Raw genomic sequence first — 23,929 nt, 5'->3', positions numbered from 1 at the left:
GGCTCCCCAGAGGGGCTCACGCCATCCAGAAGAAGACCGCCGTCATCCGCTTCTCCTCCAGCGTGCGGCCGACGTATCCGGTCGCGCTGTGCACGAGGTTGGCGTTGTAGAGGAGCAGCCGGTTGTACCGGTGCGGCACGCGGACGTCCTCCTCGAAGGCGTCCGGGGCGACGAACCGGGTGCCGAGGGCGTCGACGAGGCTGTTGTGCGGGGCCTGGACGACGTTGCCGCCGAGCCGGCCGCCGGGCAGGGACTGCCGGTAGAAGCTGGTGCCGCAGTCCTTGGGGACGCCGGGGTTGAGGTAGAGCACGGCGGCGTACCGGCACAGGGAGCGCGAGTCGGTGTGCGGGCGGGGCGTGCTCTCGCCCTCCCCGACGACCTGGACGCAGTTGTGGTTGAGGGTGCCGCCGCCGGGTGTGCGCTGCACCCACAGTTCGCGCGCCCCGGTCGCCTGCCGCACCAGCCGCTCCACGCGGGCCAGTTCGGCCGGTTCGAGGCCGGGCATCGCGCGCAGCCCCGGCCAGGCCTCGGGCTTGTGCGGGTAGCCCTCGGTCCAGTCGTCCTTGGCGAGGCAGCGTTCCCGTACGGCGTCCGCGCCGGCGGTCGGGAGTACGTCGTCCAGGACCCAGTAGTCGCGGCCCTTGGTGGGTTTGCGGTACGGCAGGACGGGGAGGGCCGTCCGCGGGGGACCAGGGGCCTCTGCCGGACCTGTCGGGCGGCGCCGAGCTGACATGGACATGCAGGTGAAGCTATCTCCGGGGTCCTTCCGCACTCGCCCGCGAACTGGTCAAGCTTGCGTCAATCCCGACCGCCGGCCCGCGCCCACCGTGACGGCGGTCTGCTCGCTCGCCGCGCTCACCCCGTTCAGCGCGGCCGTCGCCTGAAGTCGGCCCGCGCCCGCGGGAAGTGCCGCGCCCGGCACGCAGGACCACGTGCCGTCGGTGGCCGCGGTCGCCGCGCAGACCTCGCCCTCGAGGGCGTCCCGGACGGTGACCTGGGACCCGGGGTACGCCGTACCGGCCACCTCCGGACGCTGCGGCAGCGGCACTCCCGACTCGGGCCGGGTCAGCGTGGGCCCGGGCAGGCCGACGGTCACCTCGCACGCGCCCCGCTCCGTCACCGCACCCCGCGCGTCCGTGAGCCGCAGCGCGCACCCGCGCAGCCGCGTCCCCGGCACCGCGTCCGGGTCCACCGCCAGGACGAAGGGGAAGACCCGCCCCCGCCACGCCTGCGCCGCCGCCTGGGACGCGGTGGCGGCCGTGACCTCCGCGCCCCCCGGGAAGGTGTACGTCCCACCGCTCCCGCCGGACGTCACCGCCCCCCGATAGCCGCCGGCGGCGAGCGGCACGCCCGTGACCTCGCTGCCGTCGGGCGCCGTCAGGGTCAGCGCGGACCCGGCGCCCAGCGTCGCCGCCCCCGCGTACTCCGCGACCTCGACGACCCCCTCCCGTCCGGGGACGATCGTCACGGCGGCCCCCCACAACTCCCGCCCGTGCGCGGCGGCCTCCGGCGCCGGGCCGGACACGGCCGTCGTGCCCACCACCGCGATCACCGCCAGCGCGACCCTCGTCGCCATGCTCGCCATGCTCATCGTCGGCACCGCTCCTCACCGGACGTCGTGGACCCCGACGCGTGCGATTCTCGCGGCCCGGCCGCGCCGGTGGCGTGCGCTGTGAGCCGTATGGGCGAGGCGGTGCGGCCTGACGGCCCCTCCGGGTGCGAGGGCCGCTCGGCTTTCCACCGAAGATTTTACCAATTCAAAAGGTTCTTGACGCTCCCGTGTCCGTACCTCTGAGCGTCCGACCGCCTGCAGGCGGGACCCCTACCGGGCAGGAGACACGGTGCGACTTTCGCGGAACTCGATGGGAACCCTTTTCGTGGGTGGTGCCCTCACGCTGACCCTGGGCGCGCTCGCGTACCCCTCGATGCTTGGTCTCGACACTGTCTCCAGCGCGCAGGACAGAGTGATCGCCCAGACGCAGTGGGGGCCGTTGACCGAGCAGGACCGTGCCTTCGTGGTCTCTGTGCGCGCGGCCGGGCTGTGGGAGTACCCGCTCGGGCAGATCGGCCTGAAGAAGGGGACGGCCCCGGAGGTCAAGACCGCGTCCGAGCACCTCATCGACGGACACGGGGCACTGGACGCCAGTTGCCGCAAGATCGCCCCGTTGCTGAACATCACCCTGCCGAACGTGGCGAGCCCACAGCAGGTCGCGTTCGTGAACCAGATCAACTCCTCGCAGGCCGGCAACGCGTTCGACTCGAACTTCGCCAACATCCTGCGGATCACGCACGGTTCGATCTTCAACACCATCGCGAAGATCCGCTCCACCACCAAGAACTCGCTGATACGGCAGCTGGCCGACCAGGCCAACAACACCGTCCTGGACCACATCACGGTCATGGAGAAGACCGGCCTGGTCAACTTCGACCAGGCCCTCTTCCAGCAGACCACCCCGCCGAAGCTGCCCCAGAGCGACATGACTCCGCCGCCGCCGCAGCCCGGTGAGCCGATGGTCGTCCTGACCCCTCCGCCGACCGCGACCGCGACGCCGACCATCACCCCCTGAGCCCGTCGGCGGGGCGGCCGGTCGCTAGGGAGCGAGCCAGACGGTCGTGTCCGGCCCGAGCCGCCCGTCCTCGAACGGGCGGCTCGCGAGCAGCACTTCGCCCGGCGGCAGGGGTACGGCCGCCCCCGACAGGTTGGTGACACACCGCCAGCCGTCGTTGCGGGTGAAGTCCAGCACGCCGTCCGGGCTGTCGGCCCCCCAGGTCAGGGTCTCGCCCTCCAGCAGCTTGCGGCGCAGCCGGAGGGCTTTGCGGTAGAGCTCCAGGGTCGAGCCCTCGACCCCGTCCTGCGCCTCGACGGCGTAGGACGCGAAGCTCTCCGGCTGCGGCAGCCAGGCACCGCCCGCGCCGAAGCCGTAGGACGGCCCCGTGCTCGTCCACGGCAGCGGCACCCGGCACCCGTCCCTGCCCTTGCGGACGCGTCCCGTCTGTTCCCAGATCGGGTCCTGAAGGACCTCGAAGGGCAGGTCGGCGACTTCGGGCAGGCCGAGTTCCTCGCCCTGGTAGACGTACGAGGATCCCGGCAGCGCCAGCATCAGGAGCGTGGCGGCGCGGGCTCGCCGCAGGCCCTCGGCCGGGTCGACGGCGGGGGCGTGGCCGCCGGACAGCAGCCAGGCGTTGTCGTCGGTGCCGGGCGGGAGCATCAGGCGGGAGGCGTGCCGCAGGACGTCGTGGTTGGACAGCACCCAGGTGGCGGAGGCGCCGGCCTCCGACGCGGTGGCCAGCGAGTCGGTGATGACCTGGCGCAGCTCGCCGGCGTCCCAGCCGGCCTGCAGGTACTCGAAGTTGAAGGCCTGGCCGAGTTCGTCGGGGCGGGCGTACCGCACGCGCCGCGCCCCCTGGACCCAGGCCTCGGCGACGGCCATGCGGGGCGGGCGGTAGGCGTCCAGGATCTTGCGCCAGTCGCGGTAGATCTCGTGGACCTCGTCGCGGTCGAAGAAGGGGTGCGCGCCGGGCGGGAACCGGGGCAGCGACTCCTCACTGCTGAGCTCGGGGGCACCGAGGTCGCGCAGTGGTTCCTCCAGGTCCTTGGCGAGGGCGTGGGCGACGTCGACGCGGAAGCCGTCGACCCCGCGGTCGGACCAGAAGCGCAGGGTGGTGCGGAAGTCGGCGCGGACCTCCTCGTTGTCCCAGTTCAGGTCGGGCTGCTCGGGGGCGAACAGGTGCAGGTACCACTGTCCGTCCGGCACCCGTTTCCAGGCGCTGCCGCCGAAGACGGACTGCCAGTCGGTGGGCGGGAGTTCGCCGTGGCTGCCGCGGCCGTCGCGGAAGACGTAGCGGTCGCGGGCGGGCGAGCCGGGGGCGGCGGCGAGGGCCTCCCGGAACCAGACGTGCTGGTGGGAGGTGTGGTTGGGGACGAGGTCGACGATCACCTTCAGGCCCAGGCGGTGGGCCTCGGCGGCCAGCGCGTCGAAGTCGTCGAGGGTGCCCAGGCGAGGGTCGACGTCGCGGTGGTCCGCGACGTCGTAGCCACCGTCGGCGAGTTCGGAGGGGTAGAAGGGGCTGAGCCACAGGGCGTCGACGCCCAGCGCGGCGAGATGGTTCAGGCGCCGGGTGATCCCGCGCAGGTCACCGAGCCCGTCGCCGTCGGCGTCGGCGAAGCTGCGGGGGTAGACCTGGTAGACGACGGCCTGCCGCCACCAGTCGGGGTCCTTGGAGGAGAGGTCGGGAAGGTGCAGTCGGTGGTCTCGGTTCGGGTCGGTCACGCGGCGTTCTCCCTCATGGCGGTCGTGACGGTGGGCACGGCACTCAGGTACCTGTCCACATTGTCGGGAAAGGGAACTCGAACGCCGTCCGGAGCGGTTCATTCCCTGTGTGTCGGAATTGTGAGGGAGTTCTGAACTCCCTCTGCATATCCGCAGGTTGACAGGGTTCCGCTGGGAGATCCACGATGTGCGGACACTGTGGCGCATGTGACCAATGGGCCCAGTGTTCTCAGAGGTGTTTCCACAGCACCTCAGCACCCCTCACACACATCCGATGGGATCCGCATGTCGACAGCCAGACGTGTCACCGCGCGCCGCCTGCTGGGGACGGGCGCCGCGGCGCTCGTCCTTTGTTCCGCCTCCGTCGCCGCCGCTTCCGGCGCCTGGGCCACCGGCACTCCCGGTGGCGACGGCTGGAATTCCGGCGGCACCTACAAGCCCGGCACCGGCGCGGGCACCGAGACCGGGACCGACCGCTGCCAGTTCTCGCTGGACGGCACGAGCTTCTTCGACTCGGTCAAGGTCGACGACCAGAACCTCAAGCCGACCGACGACGGCAAGGTCCACATCAAGGTCCGCACCGCGGGCGACGCCGCCACCTGCACGGCCTCCCTGGCCTCCTACCTCGCCCACGGCGCCACCTTCGGCACCTCCGGCGAGCAGGTCTTCGTCGACTTCGACACCGTCACCGTCAAGCCGGGCCAGACCGACTCCCTCGACATCGCGGTGCCCGACGCGGGCTGCTTCGCGCAGATAGACCTCTACCGCGGCGCGGTCAAGTTCGACGGCAAGCTCGACGCGAACGACGGCTTCGTCCACGGCGACCTGCCCAAGGGCCCGGACCGCCCGGTCATCAAGGACAAGCTGATCGCGGCCTGGAACGGCGGCACGAAGGACTGCACGACGGCCCCGTCCGAGCCGCCGGCCACCCCGACGCCGACCCCGTCGACGCCGGAGTCCACCGAGCCCTCGACGCCGGCGGAGGAGACGACGCCCCCGGCGACGGAGACCCCCGCCGAGTCCCCCTCGCCCTCCACCGAGGCCCCGAGCCCGTCGGCCTCCGAGTCCACCACGTCCCCTGCCGCCACCCCGAACGGCGGCGGTGACCTCGCGGAGACCGGTGGCAGCAGCGCGACCGGTCCGATCGCGATCGGTGCGGCGGTGCTGCTCTCGGGCGGTGCGGGCATCGTGCTGGCGACGCGGCGTCGCAAGGCTGCCCGCTCGTAATCAGGCGCAGTCGGTGTGATCAGCGCCGGTCGGGCGGTTTCGGCCCGGCCGGCGCTTTTCGGGTTGAGGACACGGGATGTCACCCGCGCCGCCCCTTCCCGTCCCGTCCCTGGGGGCTACGCCCCCAGACCCCCGCGTTCGGCCCGAAGGGCCTCGTCCTCAGACTCCCCCAGAGGGGGGACCCCCAGACGGGCCGGATGGGGTCGCGCACTGCTTGAGCAGCGCGGCGATGTCGGCGTCCACCACGCGGTAGCGCACGATCCGTCCCTCCTTCTCGCCCTCTACGACACCCGCCGCCCGCAGCAGCCTGAGCGCCTGGGACACGGCGGGGTCGTTCATGCCGGTGGCGATCGCCAGGTCGGAGACGGCCAGGGGGCCGGCCCGGTGCAGGGCGAGCAGCAGGGCGAGCCGCTTGGGGTCGGCGAGCAGCGAGAAGCGGTCGGCCCAGGTGCGGACATGGCCCGGTTCGCCGATCGCGGCGATGGCGTCGCACACCCGGTGCCCGTCGATGGTTCGGCGATCCGCTCGGTCGGCCGGAACGAGATGCATGCCGTCATCCTCGCAGGCACCCCCATGTGATCTTTCATACCTGCCCAGGTACGCAGCTATGCAGGAGACCGCTTGCCACCCTACGGTGGGCTGGCCGTGGTGCTCGGGAAGCCGGTGACGACCCCTCAGGGGGTCCATGCCGGAGCGGCCCTCGCCACTGTGATCGGGGAGTTTCCGTCCCGTCCGGCGCCAGCCGGGCCACTGGTCGCAAGACCGGGAAGGCAGGAACGGACACGTACGACCCGTAAGCCAGGAGACCGGCCACGGCATCTCACGAGTTGATCCACGAGGTGCTGGAGCGTGACCGGATGACCCTGCCCAACCCTGCCCAGAAGTCTGCGCATGTCCCCGCCCCGACGTCCTCCTTCAAATGGCGCCGGGAAGACACCCTCAAGACCGCCGGCCTCATGGCGGTCGTCGCCGCACTGCACGTCGTCGCCTTCGGAATCCTGTTCCTCCTCGTCGCCCCCGGGCACTACGAGGTCGGCAACAAGGCCTTCGGCATCGGCCTCGGCATCACCGCCTACACCCTCGGCATGCGGCACGCCTTCGACGCCGACCACATCGCCGCGATCGACAACACCACCCGCAAGCTGATGGCCGACGGCAAGCGCCCGGTGTCGGTGGGCTTCTGGTTCGCGCTCGGCCACTCCAGCGTGGTGGTCGTCCTCGCCCTGCTGATCGCGGGCGGCACCCAGCTGGCCGGAAAGGTCATGAACGAGGGCTCCGGCACCCACCAGGTGCTCGGCTTCCTCGGTACGACGATCTCCGGCACGTTCCTCTACCTCATCGCCGCCCTCAACCTGGCCGCCCTGCTCGGCATCCTGAAGGTGTTCAAGGCGATGCGGGCGGGCGCCTACGACGAGAAGGAACTCGAACAGCACCTGGACTCGCGCGGCTTCATGAACCGGATCCTCGGCCGCCTCACCAAGTCCATCAGCCGCCCCGGCCAGATGTTCCCGCTCGGCTTCCTCTTCGGCCTCGGCTTCGACACCGCGACCGAGGTCACCCTGATGGTGATGGCCGGCTCGGGCGCGGCGGCCGGCCTGCCCTGGTACGCGATCCTGTCCCTGCCGCTCCTGTTCGCCGCCGGCATGAGCCTGTTCGACACCCTCGACGGCACGTTCATGAACTTCGCCTACCAGTGGGCGTTCTCCAACCCGGTCCGCAAGGTCTTCTACAACCTCACCATCACCGGCCTGTCGGTCGCCGTCGCCTTCTTCATCGGCACCATCGAACTCGTCGGCGTCCTGCACGAGAAGCTCGACCTGAGCGACACGGTCACCACCTGGATCGCCGACATCAACCTCGACAGCGTCGGCTACGTCATCGTCGGCCTGTTCGTGGTGGTGTGGGCGGCCGCCATCGCCTACTGGCGGCTCGCCAGGGTGGAGCAGCGGTGGGCGGTCCGGCCCGCGGCGGAGACGCGCTAGACACCCTCCACCGTCGTCAGCCACAGCTTCACGTACCGCTCCACGTCCACGCCCAACGCCACGTCCACCAGGCGCTGTTCACGGGTACCCTCGTGGATCTCGGACTCGCCGGGGCGCGGGCGCCGGTCGACGATCGTCTGGCCCCGGGTGGCCCCCGGGGCCAGGCTCACCTCGACCGGGAGCAATTCGGTGGTGATGCCCCCCGGGTCGACGACCGCGCAGACGGCGCCCGCGTCGCCGAGGCCGCCCGTGGGCGTGGGGTCGCCGGAGGTGGCGGGGTCGCGGTGGGCGAGGAGTTCGCCGGCCATGCGCAGGCGGGGTTCGGAGCTCGCGCGCAGCCGCTGCACGTCCCCGGCCGGGACGAGGACCTGCTTGAAGACGTCCAGGCCGTACATGGTGATCGGTACCCCGGCGGTGAGCAGGATCGCGGCCGCCTCCGGGTCGTGCCACACGTTGAACTCCGCGACCGGCGTGGCGTTCCCGGTCGCCACCGCGCCGCCCATGAACACGATCCGCTCGATGTTGCGGACCACCTCGGGGTGGGTGCGCAGCAGCAGCGCGATGTTGGTCAGGGGCGCGGTGGGGATGAGGGTGACCGGCGTCGGTGAGGCGAGGATCTCCCGCCGCAGCAGCGTCACCGCGTCCACGTCGACCGGCCGGCGGGTCGGCGCGGGCAGCCCCAGGTCGCCCATCCCGTCCTCGCCGTGCACGTGCCGTGCCGTGCGTACCGGCTCGATCAGCGGGCGCTCGGCACCCCGCGCGACCGGGATGTCACCGGCCCCGGCCTGCTCCAGCACGGTCAGGGTGTTGCGGACGACGCCGTCCACGTCGGTGTTCCCGGCCACGCAGGTCACCGCGCGCACGTCGAGCGCGGGATGCCGTACGGCGAACAGCAGGGCCAGGGCGTCGTCGACGCCCGTGTCGCAGTCGATGATCACCGGGATGGGCTGACCGGTCACGGCGGGTTCCTCTTTCCGGGCTACGACGGGTTACGAAGCGACCTTACGCAGCCGCCCACAGTTCGGTCCCGCGATCACCGACCCGGGCGGCGATCCGGTCCAGCAGCTCACCGACCGGCACCGCCCCCGGACGGCTCCCGTCCCGCAGCCGCAGCGCCGCCAGGTCGCCGTCGGCCTCCCGCTCCCCGATCACCGCCTGGTACGGCACGAGTCGCGCCGCCCGGATCCGGGCGCCGAGGGTGCCGTCGCCGGGGCCGTGGAGTTCCGCCCGGAGCCCTCGCGCCAGGGCCCGCCGTACGACCTCGTGGGCCCGCTCCTCCTGCGCGTCCGCGACCGGCAGCACCGCCAGCTGCACGGGCGCGAGCCACGCCGGGAACGCGCCGCCGTGCTGCTCGACGAGATGCGCGACAGCCCGTTCCACGCTGCCGATGATGCTGCGGTGCACCATGACCGGCCGGTGCTTCGCGCCGTCGGCGCCGATGTAGTGCAGGTCGAAGCGTTCGGGCTGGTGGAAGTCGATCTGGACGGTGGAGAGGGTGCTCTCGCGGCCGGCGGGGTCGGTGATCTGGACGTCGATCTTGGGGCCGTAGAAGGCGGCTTCGCCCTCGGCGGCCTCGTACGCCACGCCGGCGGCGTCGAGCACCTCCCGCAGCAGCGCGGTGGCCCGCCGCCACAGGGCCGGGTCGGCGACGTACTTGCCGCCCTCGCCGGGCAGCGAGAGCCGGTATCGGGCGGGGCGGATGCCGAGATCGGCGTAGGCGCGGCCGATCAGCTCCAGGGCGTCCCGGGCCTCGTCCACGGCCTGGTCCAGGGTGCAGAAGATGTGGGCGTCGTTGAGCTGGATGGCCCGGACCCGGGTCAGCCCGCCGAGCACCCCGGACGGCTCGGAGCGGTACATGCCGCCCAACTCGGCCATCCGCAAGGGCAGTTCGCGGTAGCTGTGGGAGCGGGAGCGGTAGATCAGCGCGTGGTGGGGGCACAGGCTGGGCCGCAGTACGACCTCCTCCGCGCCCAGCGCCATCGGCGGGAACATGTCCTCGCTGTAGTGCGACCAGTGCCCCGAGATCTCGTACAGCTCGCGTTTACCGAGGACCGGCGAGTACACGTGCCGGTAGCCGGCGGCGCGTTCGGCCTCCCGGACGTACTCCTCCAGGGTGTGCCGTACGACGGCCCCGTCGGGGAGCCAGTACGGCAGGCCCGCGCCCATCAGCGGGTCGGTGTCGAACAGGCCGAGTTCCCGGCCGAGTCGGCGGTGGTCGTGCGGGCCGGTCATGGCGGTCATGGCGGTGCTCTCCTCACGGTGACCGGAGACGAGCCCCCGCACGCCGAAGCCCAGGGGCACTCGCCCCGGGGCTTGGACTGGGTCAGCTGTCAGCGCGCCGGGACACTCTCCGGCGTCGTCGTGAGGGACACGGGTACGACATGGGCACGCTGCATGGGGCGACGGTAACAAGGGGGCGAGCAGGGGGCGATCGGTTTTCGGGACCCGCGCCCACCCCGGCCCCCGGCGCCGGCCCCGCTCACCCGTACGGCCCGGCTCGCTGGTGGGCCGGCGGAGCTGGTGGTGCCGTAGGAGGGCGTACTCGATCTTGGACGGCCTCAAGGAGGCACCCCCGATGACCCCGCCCCCGGCCCGCGCGCTCGCCGCCTGTGCCGTCAGTCTGAGTGCCCTGGTCGGTGCGGCCGGCTGCTCCGCCCTCAGTACGCCGCCCACCGCCCAGAAGCCCGACTACGGGACCACCACCAGCGCACCCGTGACGTCCGCCACCCCGTCGTCCGTGGGCCTCACCCAGGCGCAGGCTCAGGCCGCCCTCGTCACGGAGGTCGATCTCGGCGAGCCCTGGGCCCCTACGCAGGGGGCCGCGACCTGGCACGACGGGCTGCTGAAGGCGACGGCTCAGTGGCCCGAGTGCCGGCGCCTGCTCGAGGTCCTCTACGCCGAGGAGCTGTTCGGCGCGGACGCCCGCCCCCGGGCGGTGATCGGCCTCGACGACGTCTGGAACGGGTCCCAGCTGCGCTACCAGGTCGTCACCCAGCGGCCGACGGACGTGGACCGGAGTCTGGCCTGGCTGAAGACCCTGCCGCAGAAGTGCGCGCGGTTCCCGTCGACGACCGCCCAGGGACACGTGACGGACGTCCAGGTCACCGACGCCGGGCTGCCGGAGGTGGGAGACGCACGCCAGGGCCTGCGGGTCACCGTGTCCGGCGCGACGCTGAACGGCGAACCGGTCATGCTCACCCTGGACGTCGCCGTCGTCCGGGTCGGCGCCGACGCGATCGGGCTCACCCACGGCGGTCTCGGTGACGTGTCGGCCGACGTCACCCGGGCGGCCGTGGACCTGGGCGCGCGGCGTCTGGCGGAGGTCCACAAGCAGGGCCGGGTGGAGATCTAGGCCAGCCGGTCGACCGCTTCCTTGGCCTCCTTCAGGCCTTCCCCGGTGATCTCCCGGTACCGCTTGACCGCCGTCACGGTCCTGCCCTCACGGGCGAGCGCGGCGACCTCGTCCATCCGCGGGTCGTGCTCGGTCAGCCCCAGCTGGTCCAGGATCAGGTCGAGCTTGCGCTCCACCCGCGCCATGCGGCGGTCGGCACGGGAGATTCGGCTCTCCACACTGCCGATGCCCACCAATACGACCGCGGCGATCAGGAACAGTCCCCATGTGTCCATGATCGACGATCCTAGGCCCGATCCGGGACTCCCTCCAGCAGTTCCTCCGGACCGAGCGTGCGCTCCGCCGGCGCGCGGGCGACGGCCGTCATGGGCAGTCGCGACTTCTCCTCGTACCGGCGCAGCAGTACCAGCGCCTCTGCGAGGGAGACACCCGCGTACTCCGCCAGGAGTCCCTTGGCGAGCTCGACCGTCGCCTTCGCGGAGACCGCGGCCTGCAGGGAGGTGAGCAGATCGTGCGGACGCCGGGCTTCGGCGAGCCAGTGGGCCAGGGTGAGCGCGGCGATGTCGCACAGCCCCTGCGCCACGACGATGTCGTCGGCCGGCAGGACGTCGCTGTGCCGGCCCGCGAGACTCTCCGCACCGATCGTGCGGCCGTCGAGCCGCAGCGGCAGCACGTGCAGGGAGACGTAACCGGCCGTCAGGGCGTGCGCCGTGTAGTCGGGCCAGCGGGCGCCCTCGCGCAGATCGTCGGCGGTGACGGCTCGCCGGTGCGGAAGCAGTCGACGGACGGTCCCTCCCCCTGCCGCGTCTGGAGCAGGTCCAGCCGGCCGAGGTCGTCGTCGGAGGCCGTCATGGCGCGCAGGGCGCCCCGCGCGTCGGCCATCACCACCCCGACCGCGTCCACGGCCGGCAGGCTCGTGCAGTGGTCGCCGAGCCGGGCGAAGAGATCGAGCGGATCGAAGTGCGCGCCCAGCGTGTCCGCGAGGTCCATGAAGGCGCGGATGAGCCGCATGTCATCCCGGGTCATCCCAGCCTCCTCACACCGTCACCACTACGCCGGTTCGCCGGTCGGCGGGCCGGGCTGTTCCTAGTCGCGGTCGAACCTCTTCCTGTGCGAGACGACCTCGCGCGCCACCTCGGCGGCGGTGCGGTTGTGCGCGAAGGCGTTGGCACGCAACCGGGCCAGCGCCTCGTCCGAGCCGACTCCGAGCTGCACCATGATCATGCCGATGGCCTGGTAGACCTCGTCGTGGTCCGCGGCCAGGCCGCTCAACCAGGGTTCCGTTCCTCCCTGACCATTCTCCTCCCCCCGGGGCAGCGCCATGAGGCCGACCGTCATGACACTCGCCACGAGTTGCGCGGTGCGCAGGCCACGGGCGTCGAGTTCGCCGGGGGTGGCGCGGTAGAGGTCGAGCGTACCGAGGCACACGGCGTCGTTCCCGAGCGGAACCGAGTAGACGGCCTGCACGCCGGCCTCCGTCGCCTGCTGGGCGAAGACCGGCCAGCGGCGAACGTCCCGCCCGCTCGTGAGGTCGGAGGCGAGCACCGGGGCGCCGGTCTCGGCGGCGTGCGTGCAGGGCCCGTCCCCCAGCGTGGCCTGGACCTCCGACAGGTGCGCGGCCTGGTCGCTGCTCGCGGCCAGCTGGACGGGCATGCCGTCACTGCGCAGCGACACGCTCGCCCCGATCACCGGCAACAGCTTGACCGCCACCATGCACAGCCGTCCGGGGATCTCCACGGGCTGGGCGCCCCGCACCCCCTCGGCGATCACATGGGCCGACTCCACCCGCTCGCCCTGTTGCTCCTGTGCGGCGTCGCGGTTGGACAGCCGGGGGTCGCCGCCCCCCGGCGTGGCGTACGAACCGTGGTCGTCGCCGGGGGCGCCGTCGCGGTCGTCCCTGCCCCGCACGGCCACCGCCTCCTTCGATCAGCGCACCCAGACCGTCCATGGCCCTCAGAACGGGCGCATCAGGAAAGGGCCAGGGTTCGTGGCGCGGCCGGGGCGCCCCGGCCGACTACCCGTCGCCCGACCCGCGAAACGCGCTCTGCCCGTCACCGCCGAACGGCGTGGCACGGGGCCACAGCGGGCGGACGGAGGGCGGCTCACCGCCGACCTTGGTGACGATCTCGGTGGCGAGGTCGCGCAGCTTCACGTTCCGGTGCTGGGAGGCCCGGGTGAGGATCTCGAAAGCCCGCTCGGAGGAGCACGACTCCTGGGTCATGACGATGCCGAGCGCCTGGTCGATGACGGTCCGCGAGGAGATCGCGCTCTGCAGGTCCAGGCTGAACTGGAGCTGCCCCGCGAACTTCAGCGCCACACCCAGCGCGCCCGACGCGTGCGACGCGAAGACGGCGGCCTGTTCGCGCACCTGGGGGGTGAAGGTGCGCGACTCCATGGAGTACATGTTCAGGACGCCGGGGACCTGCTGCCGGGGTGGGGCGAGCGGCAGCGCGAGCACGCTCCGTACGCCGTGCTTCCGGGCGAGCTCGGGGAAGGATCCGAAGCGTTCCTCCGCGTCGGCATCCTCGATGCAGTGCGGTGAGCCGGTCCGCAGCGTCTCCAGACAGGGGCCCTCGCCCACCTCGTACTGCCGCTGGTCGAACAGGTCCACCATCTCGTCGCTGGCCGCCGCGGTGTAGGGGTGGTGGCGGTTCTCTGTGCCGAGCGTGACCGAGCAGTGCACCGGGACGGGCAGGGCGGCCGCGGCGACGGTGACGAGCTGCTGGAGGAAGTCGTCCAGCCGGTCGGACTCGAGGAGCAGGTTCTGCAGCCGGACCAGGAGCTGCTCGCCGTACCCCGGTTCGCCGGACAGGGGCACTGAAGACGGATCGGTCATGACGAGCCTCCTCCGTCCGGGAACGGTCCGGGCATCGAGTACCCGATCGCGCCGGAACGAGACGGGGAACGCCGCCCGTGCTCGGTCAGCGCTGCTCGTACGGATCCGCCGGCTGCTTCACCCGCTGCACCGACGTGACGTCGAGCACCGCCGGCCAGGCCGCGTCGGTGCCGAGGGCGCCCTCGGGGTGCCAGGTGCCGGTGACGGTGACCCAGGTGTCGACGGGCGGCGCGTCGTCCCCTCGCACCTCGACCGTGCCGGTCGTCGCGTCGGCGGCGCAGCAGCTGACGAGGAGCCGGGTGACGTACCAGACGCCGTCGTCGCCGTGGGTGACGAAGCCGGTCATCCGGACCGTACGGCCCTTCAGCGACCGCCCGCTGTCGTAGATCGCCCGGGAGTTGAACTCGCCGAGGGTCAGCGCCACCGGGTCCCCGGCGGCGAGCGCCGGGAAGGCCCCGACCCCCTGTGCGGCCCGCTGGGCGGACTCGCGCCCCGCGCTGTACGAACCGAGGGCGGGCGGCGGGAAGAGCAGCAGGGCGAGGGCGGGGAGGGTGAGGAGCCAGGCGATGCGGGGGCCGTGGCCGTGGTGGTGACCGTGCCCGTCGTGATCGTCCTCTTCGTGGCCGTCCGGCGCGGGTTCATGACCCTCGGGCGCGGACCGGCGTACGACCGCCGTCACCGCGCCCAGCAGCACCAGCAGCACCCCGGACACGACCAGGTAGGGCCGTAGCCCCGCCTGCACATAGCGCAGGTACAGCTCGCTGAAGAGCGAGATCCGCAGGATCGCCGCGCCGGTGAGGACGAGGAGGAGAGGGGAGCCGTACCGCCCCGGGGTCACAGCAGCCACCACCCGACCAGCACACTGCTCGCCACGGCCACCACCCAGGTCACGGCCGAGAACCGTACGGCGAAGGCGCGCCCGAAGGTCCCCGTCTGCAGGGCGATCAGCTTCAGGTCGACCATCGGCCCGACGACCATGAACGCCAGCCGGGCGGTGGGCGAGAAGCCGCTGAGCGAGGCGGCGACGAAGGCGTCGGCCTCGCTGCACACGCACAGGACGACGGCCAGGACGGCCAGCAGCAGCACCGCCAGCCAGGCCGAGCCGGTGAAGAGGTCGAGGACGGACCGCGGGACGGCGATGTTGAAGGTCGCCGCGGCGGCCGCGCCGAGGACGAGGAAGCCGCCGGCGTGCAGGAAGTCGTGCTGCAGGCCGGCGCCGAAGGCCCGCAGTCCGCCCCCGCCGGCCGGGGCGCGCCGCTTGGGCAGCCGTATCCACTCCTCCCGCCCGAAGCGGGCCCACAGCCAGCCCATCACCACCGCCGTCCCCAGCGAGGCGACCAGCCGGCCGAGGACCATCTCGGGCTGCCGGGGGAAGGCGATGGAGGTCGCCACCAGCACCACCGGGTTGATCGCGGGCGCGGAGAGCAGGAAGGCGAGGGCGGCCGCGGGGGCCACCCCCCGGCTCATCAGGCTCCCGGCCACCGGCACGGACGCGCACTCGCAGCCGGGCAGCACGATGCCCGCGGCCCCCGCGACGGGCACGGCGAGGGCCTGGTTGCGGGGGAGGAGCCGACGGAAGACCTGCTCCGGTACGAAGGCGCCTATGGCCGCCGAGACGACCGTGCCGAGCAGGAGGAACGGCACGCCCTGGACGGCGACCGCCGTGAAGACGGTCCACCAGGCGGCGACCGGCGGGGTGTACAGGTCGAGGGCGAGCATCGGCCCGAGGACGGAGACGACCGTGACGACGACGAACAGCGCCGCCCCGCCGAGAACGGCGTACACGAGCGCGCGCACGGCGAGGCGCAGGCTGTCGCCCGTCGTCCGCTGATTCTCCACGTGCCTGTCCCGGTAGTCCGTGTGTCTCCGCGCACGGTAGCCGGGACCGCTGTGCGCCCGCCCGGTTTCGTCACAGAGGAGGCTGTGCGGGGGCCGGTCCGAGGGTGGTCGTGCCCGGCGCCGTACGGTGTCCGAGCCCTGTCCGGTACGCGTCCAGGGCCGCCTCCACGCGTCCCGAACGCCGCAGCAGGTCCCCCAGCAGCCGGCACAGGTCGGCCAGGTCACCGGCCGCGCCCGCCCGCTCCAGCAGGCTCAGGGCGCGGACGTAGTGCTCCTCGGCGGCCTCGGTGTCCCGGGCGTCCTCGGCGATGATGCCGAGGAGGCGGTGGGCGGCGGCGGCGTGCAGGGCGCCGCGTTCGGCGGTGAAGTCGCTGAGCACGTCGTGCAGCAGGGCGGCGGCCTCGTCGGACCTGCCGAGCCGGTGCAGTACGTCGGCCAGCTCGACGGCGACCTGGCTGGAGTAGAGGGCGGCCCGCTTGGCGGAGAGCATCGTGAGCGCCTCCCGCAACTCGGCCTCGGCGCGGCTCAGTTCGCCGTTCTGCGCGTACACGTAGCCGCGCATCCAGTGGCAGTTGGCGAGTTCGGTACGGATCTGCAGCCGCCGGTACAGCTCGGCCGCCTTGGCGAGCGAGGCGTCGGCCTCGGCGATCCGGCCCTCGGCGAGCAGGGTGCGGGCGACCGAGCGGTGCATACGGGCCACCAGGGCCGGGTCGCCGGCCTGGGGGGCCAGGGCGAGGGCGAGCTCGGCGGCCTGGGCGGCGCGGGCGTGGGCGCCCAGGTCCATGTAGGGGCCGATGACGCTGGCGTAGAGGAGCAGCAGGGCGTCGGGGTCGTGCAGGCCGCCGCGGTTGAGCTCGTCGAGCGTCGACTCCAACAGGTAGACCGCGTAACGGAGTTCGCCGCCCAGGTAGTGGGAGACGGCCCGGCCCCGGATCGCCGGGACGCGGGCCGGCAGCGGGGCACCCGCGCCGGCGAGCGCCTCCTCGGCCCGCTCGAAGTACAGCCGGGCGGCGGCCAGGTCACCGGTGTCGATGCCGGCCTCGCCGAGCCCGAGCAGCGCGTCGGCCTGCTCGCTCGCCAGACGGTGCGTCTCCGCCTCCGCGAGCACGGCCGCGAAGGCCTCGCCCGCCGCCTCGGTGGCTCCCGTCGCCAGGGTGCGCTGCGCGCCCGTCAGTCGCAGCCGCAGCTCGGTGACCAGACGGGCCGGCCGGCCGGTCGCCAGCTCCTCGAAGCCGACGCCGAGCCGCTCGGCGAGGTGCCTGAGGGCCTCGTCGGAGGGGCGGACGCGGCCGGCCTCCAGGGTGGAGATGTAGGCGGGCGTGTAGGCCGGTTCGGCCACCTGTTTCTGGGTCAGCCCGCGATCGATCCGCAGTCGCTGCACCCTGCGCCCGATGATCAGCGGGTCGTCGCGCTCCGACATGCCCAACTCCCCTGGTGCCTCTTGCCGTTCGACTCCGACAGCCCCTAGGTTAAACGGCGTATTAAGCATGCTTAACACGACGCTGCACATGTTCGTCCTGTCGTCGCCGATGTTCGTGTTCTTGCAGTTGTCGCCGTTGCTTGCCGTTGTTGTCGCCGTTGTTTGTCGCTGTTGTTTGTCGCCGCTGCGAGGTTGTCGTGCCTGAACGCACCAGCGCCACCGAGCGTTACGCCCGGAGCATCGTCGCCGCCGTCGTCGCGGTCACCGCCCTGGTACTGGCGGCGAACGCGGGCCCCGCGAGAGCGACCGAGCCCCGGCCCGCACAGCACGCCACGCAGCTCACGGGCTCCGCGGCCCCCGCCGGCCGCTGGACACACCCCGGCCCACCGTCCGTCGAGGGCTTCGTGCCGGGACAGCACACCTAGTCCGGCAGCGCCTTCCGCAGGGCCTCGTCCAGTCGCGTCGCGAGCTGTGCGTCGGTCGGAGGGCGGTCCTTGTACAGGGCGCCCAACTGGGCGGTGAAGGTCTGGGTGAAGGCGCCGTACAACGGGGTGCGGGGACGCTGTACGGCGGCTTGGAGCGCCGGGAGGAGGATGCGGCGGGCGTAGGCGGGGCGGCCGTCCTTGTCGCGGGGCATACGGTCGGCGCGCTCGCCGGTTGGGGAGGCGGAGGGGGCCGGGGAGGTCAGGGTGCACTTCACCGTGGAGCTGTCGTACGCCGATGTCCGGGTCGCCGCGAACCCCGCGTCCAGCAGACAGCGTTCGCTCTCCTTGCCGGTGAGGAAGCCGATCAGGTCGGCCGCCTTGGCCGCCCGCTGGGAGGCCGCGGTCACCGCGAGGTTCTGGCCGCCGAGCACCGCCCGGCCGGGCAGCGGGGCCACGCCGAGCTGCTCGGCGTCGAAGGACTGGTGCAGCGTGCGGTAGGCGTAGGGCCAGTGGCGCAGGAAGGCGGTGCGGCCCGCGGCGAAGTCCGCGAGGGAGGCGGCCTCGTCGGAGTGGACGGCGTCCGGGAGGGTGTACGGCGGACTGGTGCGCTGCCGCAGTTCCGCGATGCCCTCGGTCAACTGCTCGGCGGAGGCGACGTACCGGCCGTCGGCGTCGATGAGGGCGAGGTCCGGCGTCGCGGACGCGAACGCCTCCAGGGCGTTGACCGTGCGGCCCTCGTAAGGCGCGAGTTGGGTGGTCCAGCCCTGCTCGTAACCCTTGGGCGGCTGGTTCTCCAGCGACTGGATGGTCTCCTGGAGCCAGGCCCGGTCGACGCCCGCGCTCAGGTCGGTCTGCGGGACGCCCACCGCGATCAGGTGGTCGCGCCGGTAGTAGAGCAGGCCGACGTCACTGTTGAACGGCACCGAGTACACCTCGCCGCCCCAGCGGGCCGTGTCGGCGACGGACTTGATGACGTCACCGTCCAGCACCCCGTCGGGCAGCCGGCGCACGAGGCCGGCGGCGGCGAACTCCGGTACCCAGGTGACGTCGAGGTTGACGACGTCGTAGGCGGCGCTGCCCGACTGGAGGGCGCCGAGGAGCTGACTGCGCTGTTCGTCCGCGCTGCCGGGCAGTTCCACCAGGCGGGCGCGGTAGCCGGTGCCGGCCTTCTCCTGCCGCCGGTTCCAGGCGTCGATGAGCTGCTGGCGGATGCCGTTCTTGCCGGTGACGTCCCGGCCACTGGCGACGACGATGTCCCCCGGCCGGCCGGCGCCGGGCGTCGCGGAATCCCCCGCACCACCACCGGTGCACGCCGCGACCAGGAGCAGCACAAGCAGTACGACCACACGCCGCCGGACGCGACGGACAGCCGTCCCGCACCCCGCACTCCACCCCACCACCGGCCCGCCTGAGTCGCCGCGGTCCGTCCCCCGCCCCGTGCCGCGTCCCGCCATCAGTCCGCCCCCATTCCGGTGCGTGCGACCTCGTCGGTCAGGCCCGCGCCGAGGTTCTCGTCGGTGTCCAGGCAGCGGCCCCCGCTCGCGGCGGAGATGCGGGCGGCCGGCCGGTTCGGGTCGCAGCCGCCGGTCTCCAGGGAGACCATGGCGACCGGCACCTTCGCCGTCCGTGCCCGGTTCAGTACCTCGTCGAGGTTGGCGCCGGTGAGGCGGTTGTCGTCCTCGCCGTCGGTGATGTGGACGAGGAGGCGGGGGCGTTCGTCCGGGCCGAGGCCGCCGAGGTCGTCGAGCGCGGCGAGCAGGGCGCGATGCGGGTCGGCCTCGGCGTCCCGCACGCGGGCCGCGTCGACGGCGCTTTCGGCGTCCTTGCGGGTGTGGGGGCCGAAGGGAAGCACGGTCTCGTACGAGCGCTCGGCACCGGACGTCCCGGACACCGCCCACACGCCGTACTCGTCCCCGCCGCCGAGCCCGCCCAGGGACTGCTTGAGCAGGCCGGGCCCGCCGCTGGGCCCCTCCCACAGGGAAGCCATCGAACCGGAGCTGTCCAGCAGGAACAGGACCCGGCCGGGGCCGTGCGCGGCACGGTACTGGCTGAGCGTCGTCTCCGTCTCGACGCGTCCGGCGGTCTCGGTGAGCGGCCTCGGCTCCCACAACACCCCGTCGGGGACCGGACCGTCGGTGTCCAGCAGGTGGCGCTCGTCGCGCGCGGAACGGAAGCCGTCCCGGCCGAAGGCGGCCTGCCCGTCCGCCCCGGCGAGCCAGGTACGGAAGCTCTCGGCCGCCTCGTCACGCGCCGCCTCGTCCCGGTCGGCGTCCTGCCAGCGGACCCGCACGAACGTGGGCTCCAGCCCCGGTACGTCACCGGGGTAATGGGCGACCCGGCGCGTCCGGGTCGCCCGGTCGCAGCCGACGCCGCTGCGCAGCAGGAACTCGGGGACGAGGGCGGCGGTGCTGTTGTCCACCGCGTCGTGGTCGGGCAGCGTGCACAGCAGGTCGGCGGCCGTGGGAGAGGGCGGCCCCTGCTGGGCGACCTTCAGCTCCGCCCCGGCCGGGTCGGCTCCGCCCGCGTACAGGCCGATCGTGGCGAGCAGCGCGGAGGTCGCGAACTCCGGGTCCGAGCGGCGCACCTCGGCATCCGCGTCGCGTTCCCGCAGGCCGGTGATCAGCAGCGACAGCGAGGATGTGACGCGGTCGTTCAGGTCGGCGGCGAGGTCCCGCGGGACGGCGAGCACGACCGGGGAGTACGCCAGCGGCTCGTCGTCGGGCTCCAGGCGGGCCACGGCGTCGGTGTCCTGGGCGTGCGCCGCCCGGGCGGCGTCGGCGGCGGTGGCGGGGATCCAGACGTCCGGCTGCGGCCCCACGTCCCGCTGCGGGTTGGCGTCCTCGTCCCGGGGCTCCTGCCAGGCGTCCGACTGCCCGGCGAGCGCGCTGACCGCGTCGGCGGAGCCCGCGCTGTACACCGTGATGCCGCTGCGCCGGCAGCCGTCGCCGGTGGTGTTCGCGCCCGAGGTCAGATAGGCCTCCGCCGCCGCGCTCACCGTCGGTTCGAGGTCGGGGTCGGTCAGGACGCGCAGTTCGAGGGGCGGCGCGCAGGAGGGGTGGCCGGCGGTGAGGGTGACGATGCCGTACGAGCCGAGCCCCAGGGCGGCGAGGACCAGAGCGAGGACGAGGGTGACGCGGCCGGCGGGGTGGCCGGGGGCGGGCAGCCGTCGCCAGGCGCGGGCGAGGGCCGTGGCACCGGCGCGGAGGCGGGCGAGGAGGGCGGCCGCGGCGGTACGGAGACGGGAGGGGCCCGGTTCGCGTTCTTCGCCGGGCCGCTCGGGCACGCTCCGCCGCTCTCCCGGCGGCCACGGCCCCGATCCGCCCCACGGCTGCCGGACGGGGGGAGCCGGCCGTGCGGACAGCAGGACGTCCTCACCCGGTTCCGTCCTGCTCTGCGGCTCCCACGGCTCCCCGCGCACCGTCTTGTACCCGGCCGCCGTCATCCGGTCCCGCAGCCGGTCCGCGACCTCCTGGAAACTCAACTCCCCGTTTTCTTCGAGGAGTTGCACGAGCTCATCGGTGAACGGCGTCGGTGTCGAGGTCTCCCCGGCGTCGATACGGTGATTGGCCTGCACGCTCATCAGCAGCAGCACGCGCCGCTTGTCGCGGAAGGTCTCCCAGATCCACGCGGCGTTGCCCGCGAAGCAGCAGTCGAGGACCACCACGATCCGCTCGGCCGGACCGGCGGCCAGCACGGTCAGGGCGGTGCTGAACGTCTCCGAGCCGGGGAAGACCGCGTGCCCGCCCGCCACCACGCTCGCGTTGCGCATCTGCAGGAACAGCTCGTCGCCCGCGCTGGGAATGGCCCCGTGCCCCGAGAAGTACAGGAACAGCAGCCCCTCCGCCTCCGCGGCGGTCCTGCGCAGGGCGTGGTCGAAGTCGTCCCGGGACGGCGAGCGGGCCACGGTGATCTCGTGCTCGCCGAAGACCCGGCCCCGTAACAGCGTCTCCCGGAGCCGGTTCAGGTTGTGCTTGACGGCGGGGAGGTCGCCGGGCACGCCGTGCGGCGGCTCCGTGAGGTCGTATTCGGAGACCCCCACCAGCAACGCCCGGTTCACCCGTCCACGCGGGTCGAAGCGGGTCACCGGCCTACCTGTCGTCGAGGCCCACGGTGTCGACACGGCCTTCGGGCGGATCGCCGTCCTCGACCTCTCTGCGGTTGGCCCGCCATGCCTCCACGGCCTGCTTGACCTGCGTCAGCAGCTCCTTGAAGACGGTGGCCGCGCCCGCCCCGACGATGGCGACGACGATGTCCATGCCGACGCCCATCGGGGCACCCGGCTCGTCCGTGCGGCGCTGCTCGTGAATCTGCAGCCGGCCGGCCCGCACCAGTTCGTCGAGTGGTTTCTCCCTCTCCAGCCACTTGCGCAGAGCGCCGACGTCGCTCTCGCTCGCGGTCCCGTCCAGCCGAACCCGAATGCCTTGGTTGGCCACTCCATCCCCCTCAGCCATAACTCACCATCATGGCACCGAGGCCGGAGTCAGGGGAGGGGTACGCAACCTTCCGTCTTCACGAGCCGAGCGTCTGCAACTGCCGCAGCTGCCGCCGGATGTGGTCCAGTGCACCCTCCCGGCGCCCCGGCACCCGCGCCCGCAAGTCGGCCAGCTCGGCGCCGAGTTCACGGGCCGCCGCCGGATCGCCGACTTGCCCCCACTGGTGGTGCGCCCGGTCCACGGCCGACTCCACGGCAGGCGCGTCCACCGCCTGCCCGGCATCCAGCCGGGCGGACGCCACCGCCAGCCAGGTCTGGCAGCTGCGCGCCGGATCGCCCGCGAACATCGCCAGATCCGCCCGGACCTCGGCCCAGTGCAGTGCCTGCTCCGAGGCACGGCCGTGAGCCCGTACGGCGGCCTGCTCGTGCTCGGCGGCAAGGGCGTCGGCGGCGTCATGGCGGCCGTCCTGGACGGCCGTGGTGATGGCGGCGTGCGGATCGTTGTCGACGGCCTTCCGGTCGGCGTCGCTCTCCGCACGCGGCCGGGCGATCTCCGGACGCCGGTCCCCACCGGCGGGCCCGCCCGGCGCTTGAGAACGCACCGGCTCAGACTGGTACGGGGGCCTGCTACCGGATCCGTCCGGAACGGGGACGCCCACACCGGGCACGCCCGAGCCAGGCACGCCCACACCGGGCACGCCCAAGCCGGGGACGCCCGAGCCAGGCACGCCCACGCCGGGGACGCCCACGCCGGACACGCCCAAGCCGGGCACGCCCGAGCCAGGCACGCCCACGCCAGGGACGCCTGAGCCGGGCACGCCCTCGTCAGGGACACCCGAAGCCGGCACACCCACGCCGGGGACGCCTGAGCCAGGCACGCCCGCACCGAAGACGCGCAAGCCGGGGACGCCCGAGCCAGGAACGTCCATGCCAGGAACGCCTGAGCCAGGCACGCCCACGCCGAGGACGCCCAAGCCGGGCACGCCCGAGCCAGGCACGCCCACACCGGGCACGCCCATGCCGGGCACGCCTGAGCCGCCCACGCCGAGGACCAGGTCGCCGTATGCCTCGCTCCCCAGCCGGGCCAGTGCCTGCTCGTGCAACTGCTCCATCGGCGGACGCCACCCGCTCCGCAGGATCGTCGCGACCGCCTTCATGTACGCCGGCGCGGCCACCGCCCGCCGAGACGACGGCGGCGGCGCGATACGTCCGTACACCGCGGCGCTGCGCCCGCAGTCGAGCGGGTGGGCGCGCAGCCACTGCCAGGTCTCGACGTCGGCGTGCAGGTCGAGCAGCAGGGTCGTCGTCCCGGGTGTGCGCAGGCGCAGTTCCTCGCGGATCCAGTGCCAGGGCAGGCCGGTGTAGCGGACGGTGGCGGTGGTGGTGCGGGCCAGCGCGAGGTGCGGCAGGTGCTGGCGGCGGTCGAGCAGGAGCTGGCCGGTGACGAAGACGGTGAGCGGGCCGGGGGCGGTCGCGGCGGCACGCAGCCGGGTGAGGACGGCCTGGGGTTCCAGCGGGTCGGCGAGCTCGACGACGTTGGCGGTGTCGGTGCCGGACAGCACGGCGGGCGGCACGGCCGCGAGCACGGGGAGCACGGAGGCCGCGTCCACCAGACAGCCCTTGCCCACCGGCGATGCGGCCAGCAGCAGCACGGTTCCCGGCATCGGTCCCTCCCCGTCCCCCTCGATCACGTACGCAGCACCGTAACCGCTGCGGCTGCAAAGAGGGGTCTCAGACCTGCGAACGACCCTGCCCGACCCCGGCACAGTGATCCACCGCACGCGAACACGGCGTGCCGTCGGCCGTTTCGGCGCGAGCGGGTGGAGCGGACCCCCGTCACGACGGGTCTCGGTCACGCCGCCGCTGACGAGAAGCAAAGTGCCGCCGGGCCGAGGGGCAGCCGATAGTGACCGCCGAGGCCCGACGACGGCCGCCGTCGCCCGGCGGCCGAAGCCGCAGACCTGCCGAACCCACCCCCGACCAGCCCCGACCAGCCCCGACGCCACGATGAGGCACCCAAAGGACGACCAACAGGCCCCCGGCGAACCCGCCGAGACCAGACCAAAACCACCGCCACCCGGCACCCGGCACCCGAAGCCGCACGCCTGCGGGAGCGGCTGCCGCGCGGTACGAGCCCGTACCCCC

The 23,929-nt window shown here is 73.0% G+C and carries 23 protein-coding genes and 1 riboswitch; of the genes, 5 read left to right on the top strand and 18 right to left on the bottom strand.

The window, feature by feature from the left end; translation table 11 throughout:
- Positions 1-16 precede the first annotated feature (16 nt).
- Complete coding sequence (locus tag ACWBNA_RS00390; RefSeq protein WP_482701679.1) at positions 17-733, bottom strand: DUF6445 family protein; 717 nt, start codon at positions 731-733, stop codon at positions 17-19.
- A gap of 54 nt (positions 734-787) precedes the next feature.
- On the bottom strand, positions 788-1,591 hold the full coding sequence (locus ACWBNA_RS00385) for an Ig-like domain-containing protein (RefSeq protein WP_482701061.1): 804 nt from the start codon (positions 1,589-1,591) through the stop codon (positions 788-790).
- 271 nt (positions 1,592-1,862) lie between these two features.
- Between ACWBNA_RS00385 and ACWBNA_RS00380 the strand changes: the two genes are divergently transcribed.
- The gene (locus tag ACWBNA_RS00380) at positions 1,863-2,567 is read left to right on the top strand and encodes a DUF4142 domain-containing protein (RefSeq protein ID WP_482701677.1); all 705 of its coding nucleotides are present in this window, start codon (positions 1,863-1,865) and stop codon (positions 2,565-2,567) included.
- Between the two features lie 24 nt (positions 2,568-2,591).
- On the opposite strand, the gene ACWBNA_RS00375 is transcribed toward ACWBNA_RS00380, so the two are convergent.
- Positions 2,592-4,271: a glycoside hydrolase family 13 protein gene (locus tag ACWBNA_RS00375; protein WP_482701059.1), complete on the bottom strand. Its 1,680-nt coding sequence runs from the start codon at positions 4,269-4,271 to the stop codon at positions 2,592-2,594.
- 285 nt (positions 4,272-4,556) lie between these two features.
- On the opposite strand from ACWBNA_RS00375, the gene ACWBNA_RS00370 reads away from it, so the two are divergent.
- A complete protein-coding gene (locus ACWBNA_RS00370) occupies positions 4,557-5,498 on the top strand; it encodes an LAETG motif-containing sortase-dependent surface protein (RefSeq protein WP_482701058.1) in 942 nt (313 codons plus the stop codon).
- 159 nt (positions 5,499-5,657) lie between these two features.
- Here the strand turns inward: ACWBNA_RS00370 and ACWBNA_RS00365 are convergent, their stop codons facing one another.
- Positions 5,658-6,047 (bottom strand): ArsR/SmtB family transcription factor, encoded by a 390-nt coding sequence (locus ACWBNA_RS00365; RefSeq protein WP_482701056.1) that lies wholly within the window; start codon positions 6,045-6,047, stop codon positions 5,658-5,660.
- An 80-nt stretch (positions 6,048-6,127) separates the two neighbouring features.
- Positions 6,128-6,327: riboswitch (cobalamin riboswitch) on the top strand.
- 28 nt (positions 6,328-6,355) lie between these two features.
- On the opposite strand from ACWBNA_RS00365, the gene nicT reads away from it, so the two are divergent.
- Positions 6,356-7,480 (top strand): Nickel transporter NicT, encoded by a 1,125-nt coding sequence (nicT, locus tag ACWBNA_RS00360; protein ID WP_482701054.1) that lies wholly within the window; start codon positions 6,356-6,358, stop codon positions 7,478-7,480.
- On the opposite strand, the gene ACWBNA_RS00355 is transcribed toward nicT, so the two are convergent.
- Positions 7,477-8,439, bottom strand: coding sequence for a nucleoside hydrolase (locus ACWBNA_RS00355; RefSeq protein WP_482701053.1), 963 nt, complete (start codon positions 8,437-8,439; stop codon positions 7,477-7,479). The genes nicT and ACWBNA_RS00355 overlap by 4 nt on opposite strands.
- A gap of 43 nt (positions 8,440-8,482) precedes the next feature.
- Positions 8,483-9,712 (bottom strand): threonine--tRNA ligase, encoded by a 1,230-nt coding sequence (gene thrS, locus ACWBNA_RS00350; RefSeq protein WP_482701675.1) that lies wholly within the window; start codon positions 9,710-9,712, stop codon positions 8,483-8,485.
- A gap of 343 nt (positions 9,713-10,055) precedes the next feature.
- Between thrS and ACWBNA_RS00345 the strand changes: the two genes are divergently transcribed.
- Positions 10,056-10,832, top strand: a complete 777-nt coding sequence (locus ACWBNA_RS00345; RefSeq protein ID WP_482701051.1) for a hypothetical protein — start codon at positions 10,056-10,058, stop codon at positions 10,830-10,832.
- Here the strand turns inward: ACWBNA_RS00345 and ACWBNA_RS00340 are convergent.
- The 8 genes from ACWBNA_RS00340 to ACWBNA_RS00305 all read right to left on the bottom strand — a co-directional run bounded on the left by ACWBNA_RS00340 (position 10,829) and on the right by ACWBNA_RS00305 (position 16,927).
- On the bottom strand, positions 10,829-11,107 hold the full coding sequence (locus ACWBNA_RS00340; RefSeq protein ID WP_482701050.1) for a hypothetical protein: 279 nt from the start codon (positions 11,105-11,107) through the stop codon (positions 10,829-10,831). The genes ACWBNA_RS00345 and ACWBNA_RS00340 overlap by 4 nt on opposite strands.
- 11 nt (positions 11,108-11,118) lie before the next feature.
- Entirely contained in the window at positions 11,119-11,505 is a 387-nt protein-coding gene (locus tag ACWBNA_RS00335; RefSeq protein ID WP_482701048.1) for an ANTAR domain-containing protein, read from the bottom strand.
- Between the two features lie 23 nt (positions 11,506-11,528).
- Positions 11,529-11,858 carry a hypothetical protein gene (locus ACWBNA_RS00330; RefSeq protein WP_482701046.1) on the bottom strand — a complete coding sequence of 110 codons (330 nt, stop codon included), beginning with the start codon at positions 11,856-11,858 and terminating at the stop codon, positions 11,529-11,531.
- A 60-nt stretch (positions 11,859-11,918) separates the two neighbouring features.
- On the bottom strand, positions 11,919-12,746 hold the full coding sequence (locus ACWBNA_RS00325) for a GAF and ANTAR domain-containing protein (protein WP_482701045.1): 828 nt from the start codon (positions 12,744-12,746) through the stop codon (positions 11,919-11,921).
- 100 nt (positions 12,747-12,846) lie between these two features.
- Complete coding sequence (locus ACWBNA_RS00320; RefSeq protein ID WP_482701043.1) at positions 12,847-13,668, bottom strand: GAF and ANTAR domain-containing protein; 822 nt, start codon at positions 13,666-13,668, stop codon at positions 12,847-12,849.
- Between the two features lie 85 nt (positions 13,669-13,753).
- Positions 13,754-14,515 carry a TIGR03943 family putative permease subunit gene (locus ACWBNA_RS00315; RefSeq protein ID WP_482701041.1) on the bottom strand — a complete coding sequence of 254 codons (762 nt, stop codon included), beginning with the start codon at positions 14,513-14,515 and terminating at the stop codon, positions 13,754-13,756.
- Entirely contained in the window at positions 14,503-15,507 is a 1,005-nt protein-coding gene (locus ACWBNA_RS00310; protein WP_482701040.1) for a permease, read from the bottom strand. Before ACWBNA_RS00310 ends, ACWBNA_RS00315 begins: the two co-directional genes overlap by 13 nt.
- 70 nt (positions 15,508-15,577) lie before the next feature.
- Positions 15,578-16,927 carry a helix-turn-helix domain-containing protein gene (locus tag ACWBNA_RS00305; protein ID WP_482701038.1) on the bottom strand — a complete coding sequence of 450 codons (1,350 nt, stop codon included), beginning with the start codon at positions 16,925-16,927 and terminating at the stop codon, positions 15,578-15,580.
- Between the two features lie 197 nt (positions 16,928-17,124).
- Between ACWBNA_RS00305 and ACWBNA_RS00300 the strand changes: the two genes are divergently transcribed.
- A complete protein-coding gene (locus tag ACWBNA_RS00300; protein ID WP_482701036.1) occupies positions 17,125-17,352 on the top strand; it encodes a hypothetical protein in 228 nt (75 codons plus the stop codon).
- On the opposite strand, the gene ACWBNA_RS00295 is transcribed toward ACWBNA_RS00300, so the two are convergent.
- From ACWBNA_RS00295 to ACWBNA_RS00280, 4 genes are all read right to left on the bottom strand, one after another.
- Entirely contained in the window at positions 17,349-18,698 is a 1,350-nt protein-coding gene (locus ACWBNA_RS00295) for an extracellular solute-binding protein (RefSeq protein ID WP_482701035.1), read from the bottom strand. The two genes, ACWBNA_RS00300 and ACWBNA_RS00295, sit on opposite strands and share 4 nt — an antisense overlap.
- A gap of 107 nt (positions 18,699-18,805) precedes the next feature.
- Positions 18,806-21,436, bottom strand: a complete 2,631-nt coding sequence (locus ACWBNA_RS00290; RefSeq protein ID WP_482701033.1) for a caspase family protein — start codon at positions 21,434-21,436, stop codon at positions 18,806-18,808.
- A 4-nt stretch (positions 21,437-21,440) separates the two neighbouring features.
- On the bottom strand, positions 21,441-21,803 hold the full coding sequence (locus ACWBNA_RS00285; RefSeq protein WP_482701031.1) for an effector-associated constant component EACC1: 363 nt from the start codon (positions 21,801-21,803) through the stop codon (positions 21,441-21,443).
- Between the two features lie 58 nt (positions 21,804-21,861).
- On the bottom strand, positions 21,862-23,448 hold the full coding sequence (locus ACWBNA_RS00280) for a hypothetical protein (RefSeq protein WP_482701029.1): 1,587 nt from the start codon (positions 23,446-23,448) through the stop codon (positions 21,862-21,864).
- Positions 23,449-23,929: the final 481 nt, after the last annotated feature.

It is taken from the genome of Streptomyces sp. Q2 (genome assembly GCF_056820935.1).
This window is presented reverse-complemented; position numbering and strand designations above follow the sequence as displayed.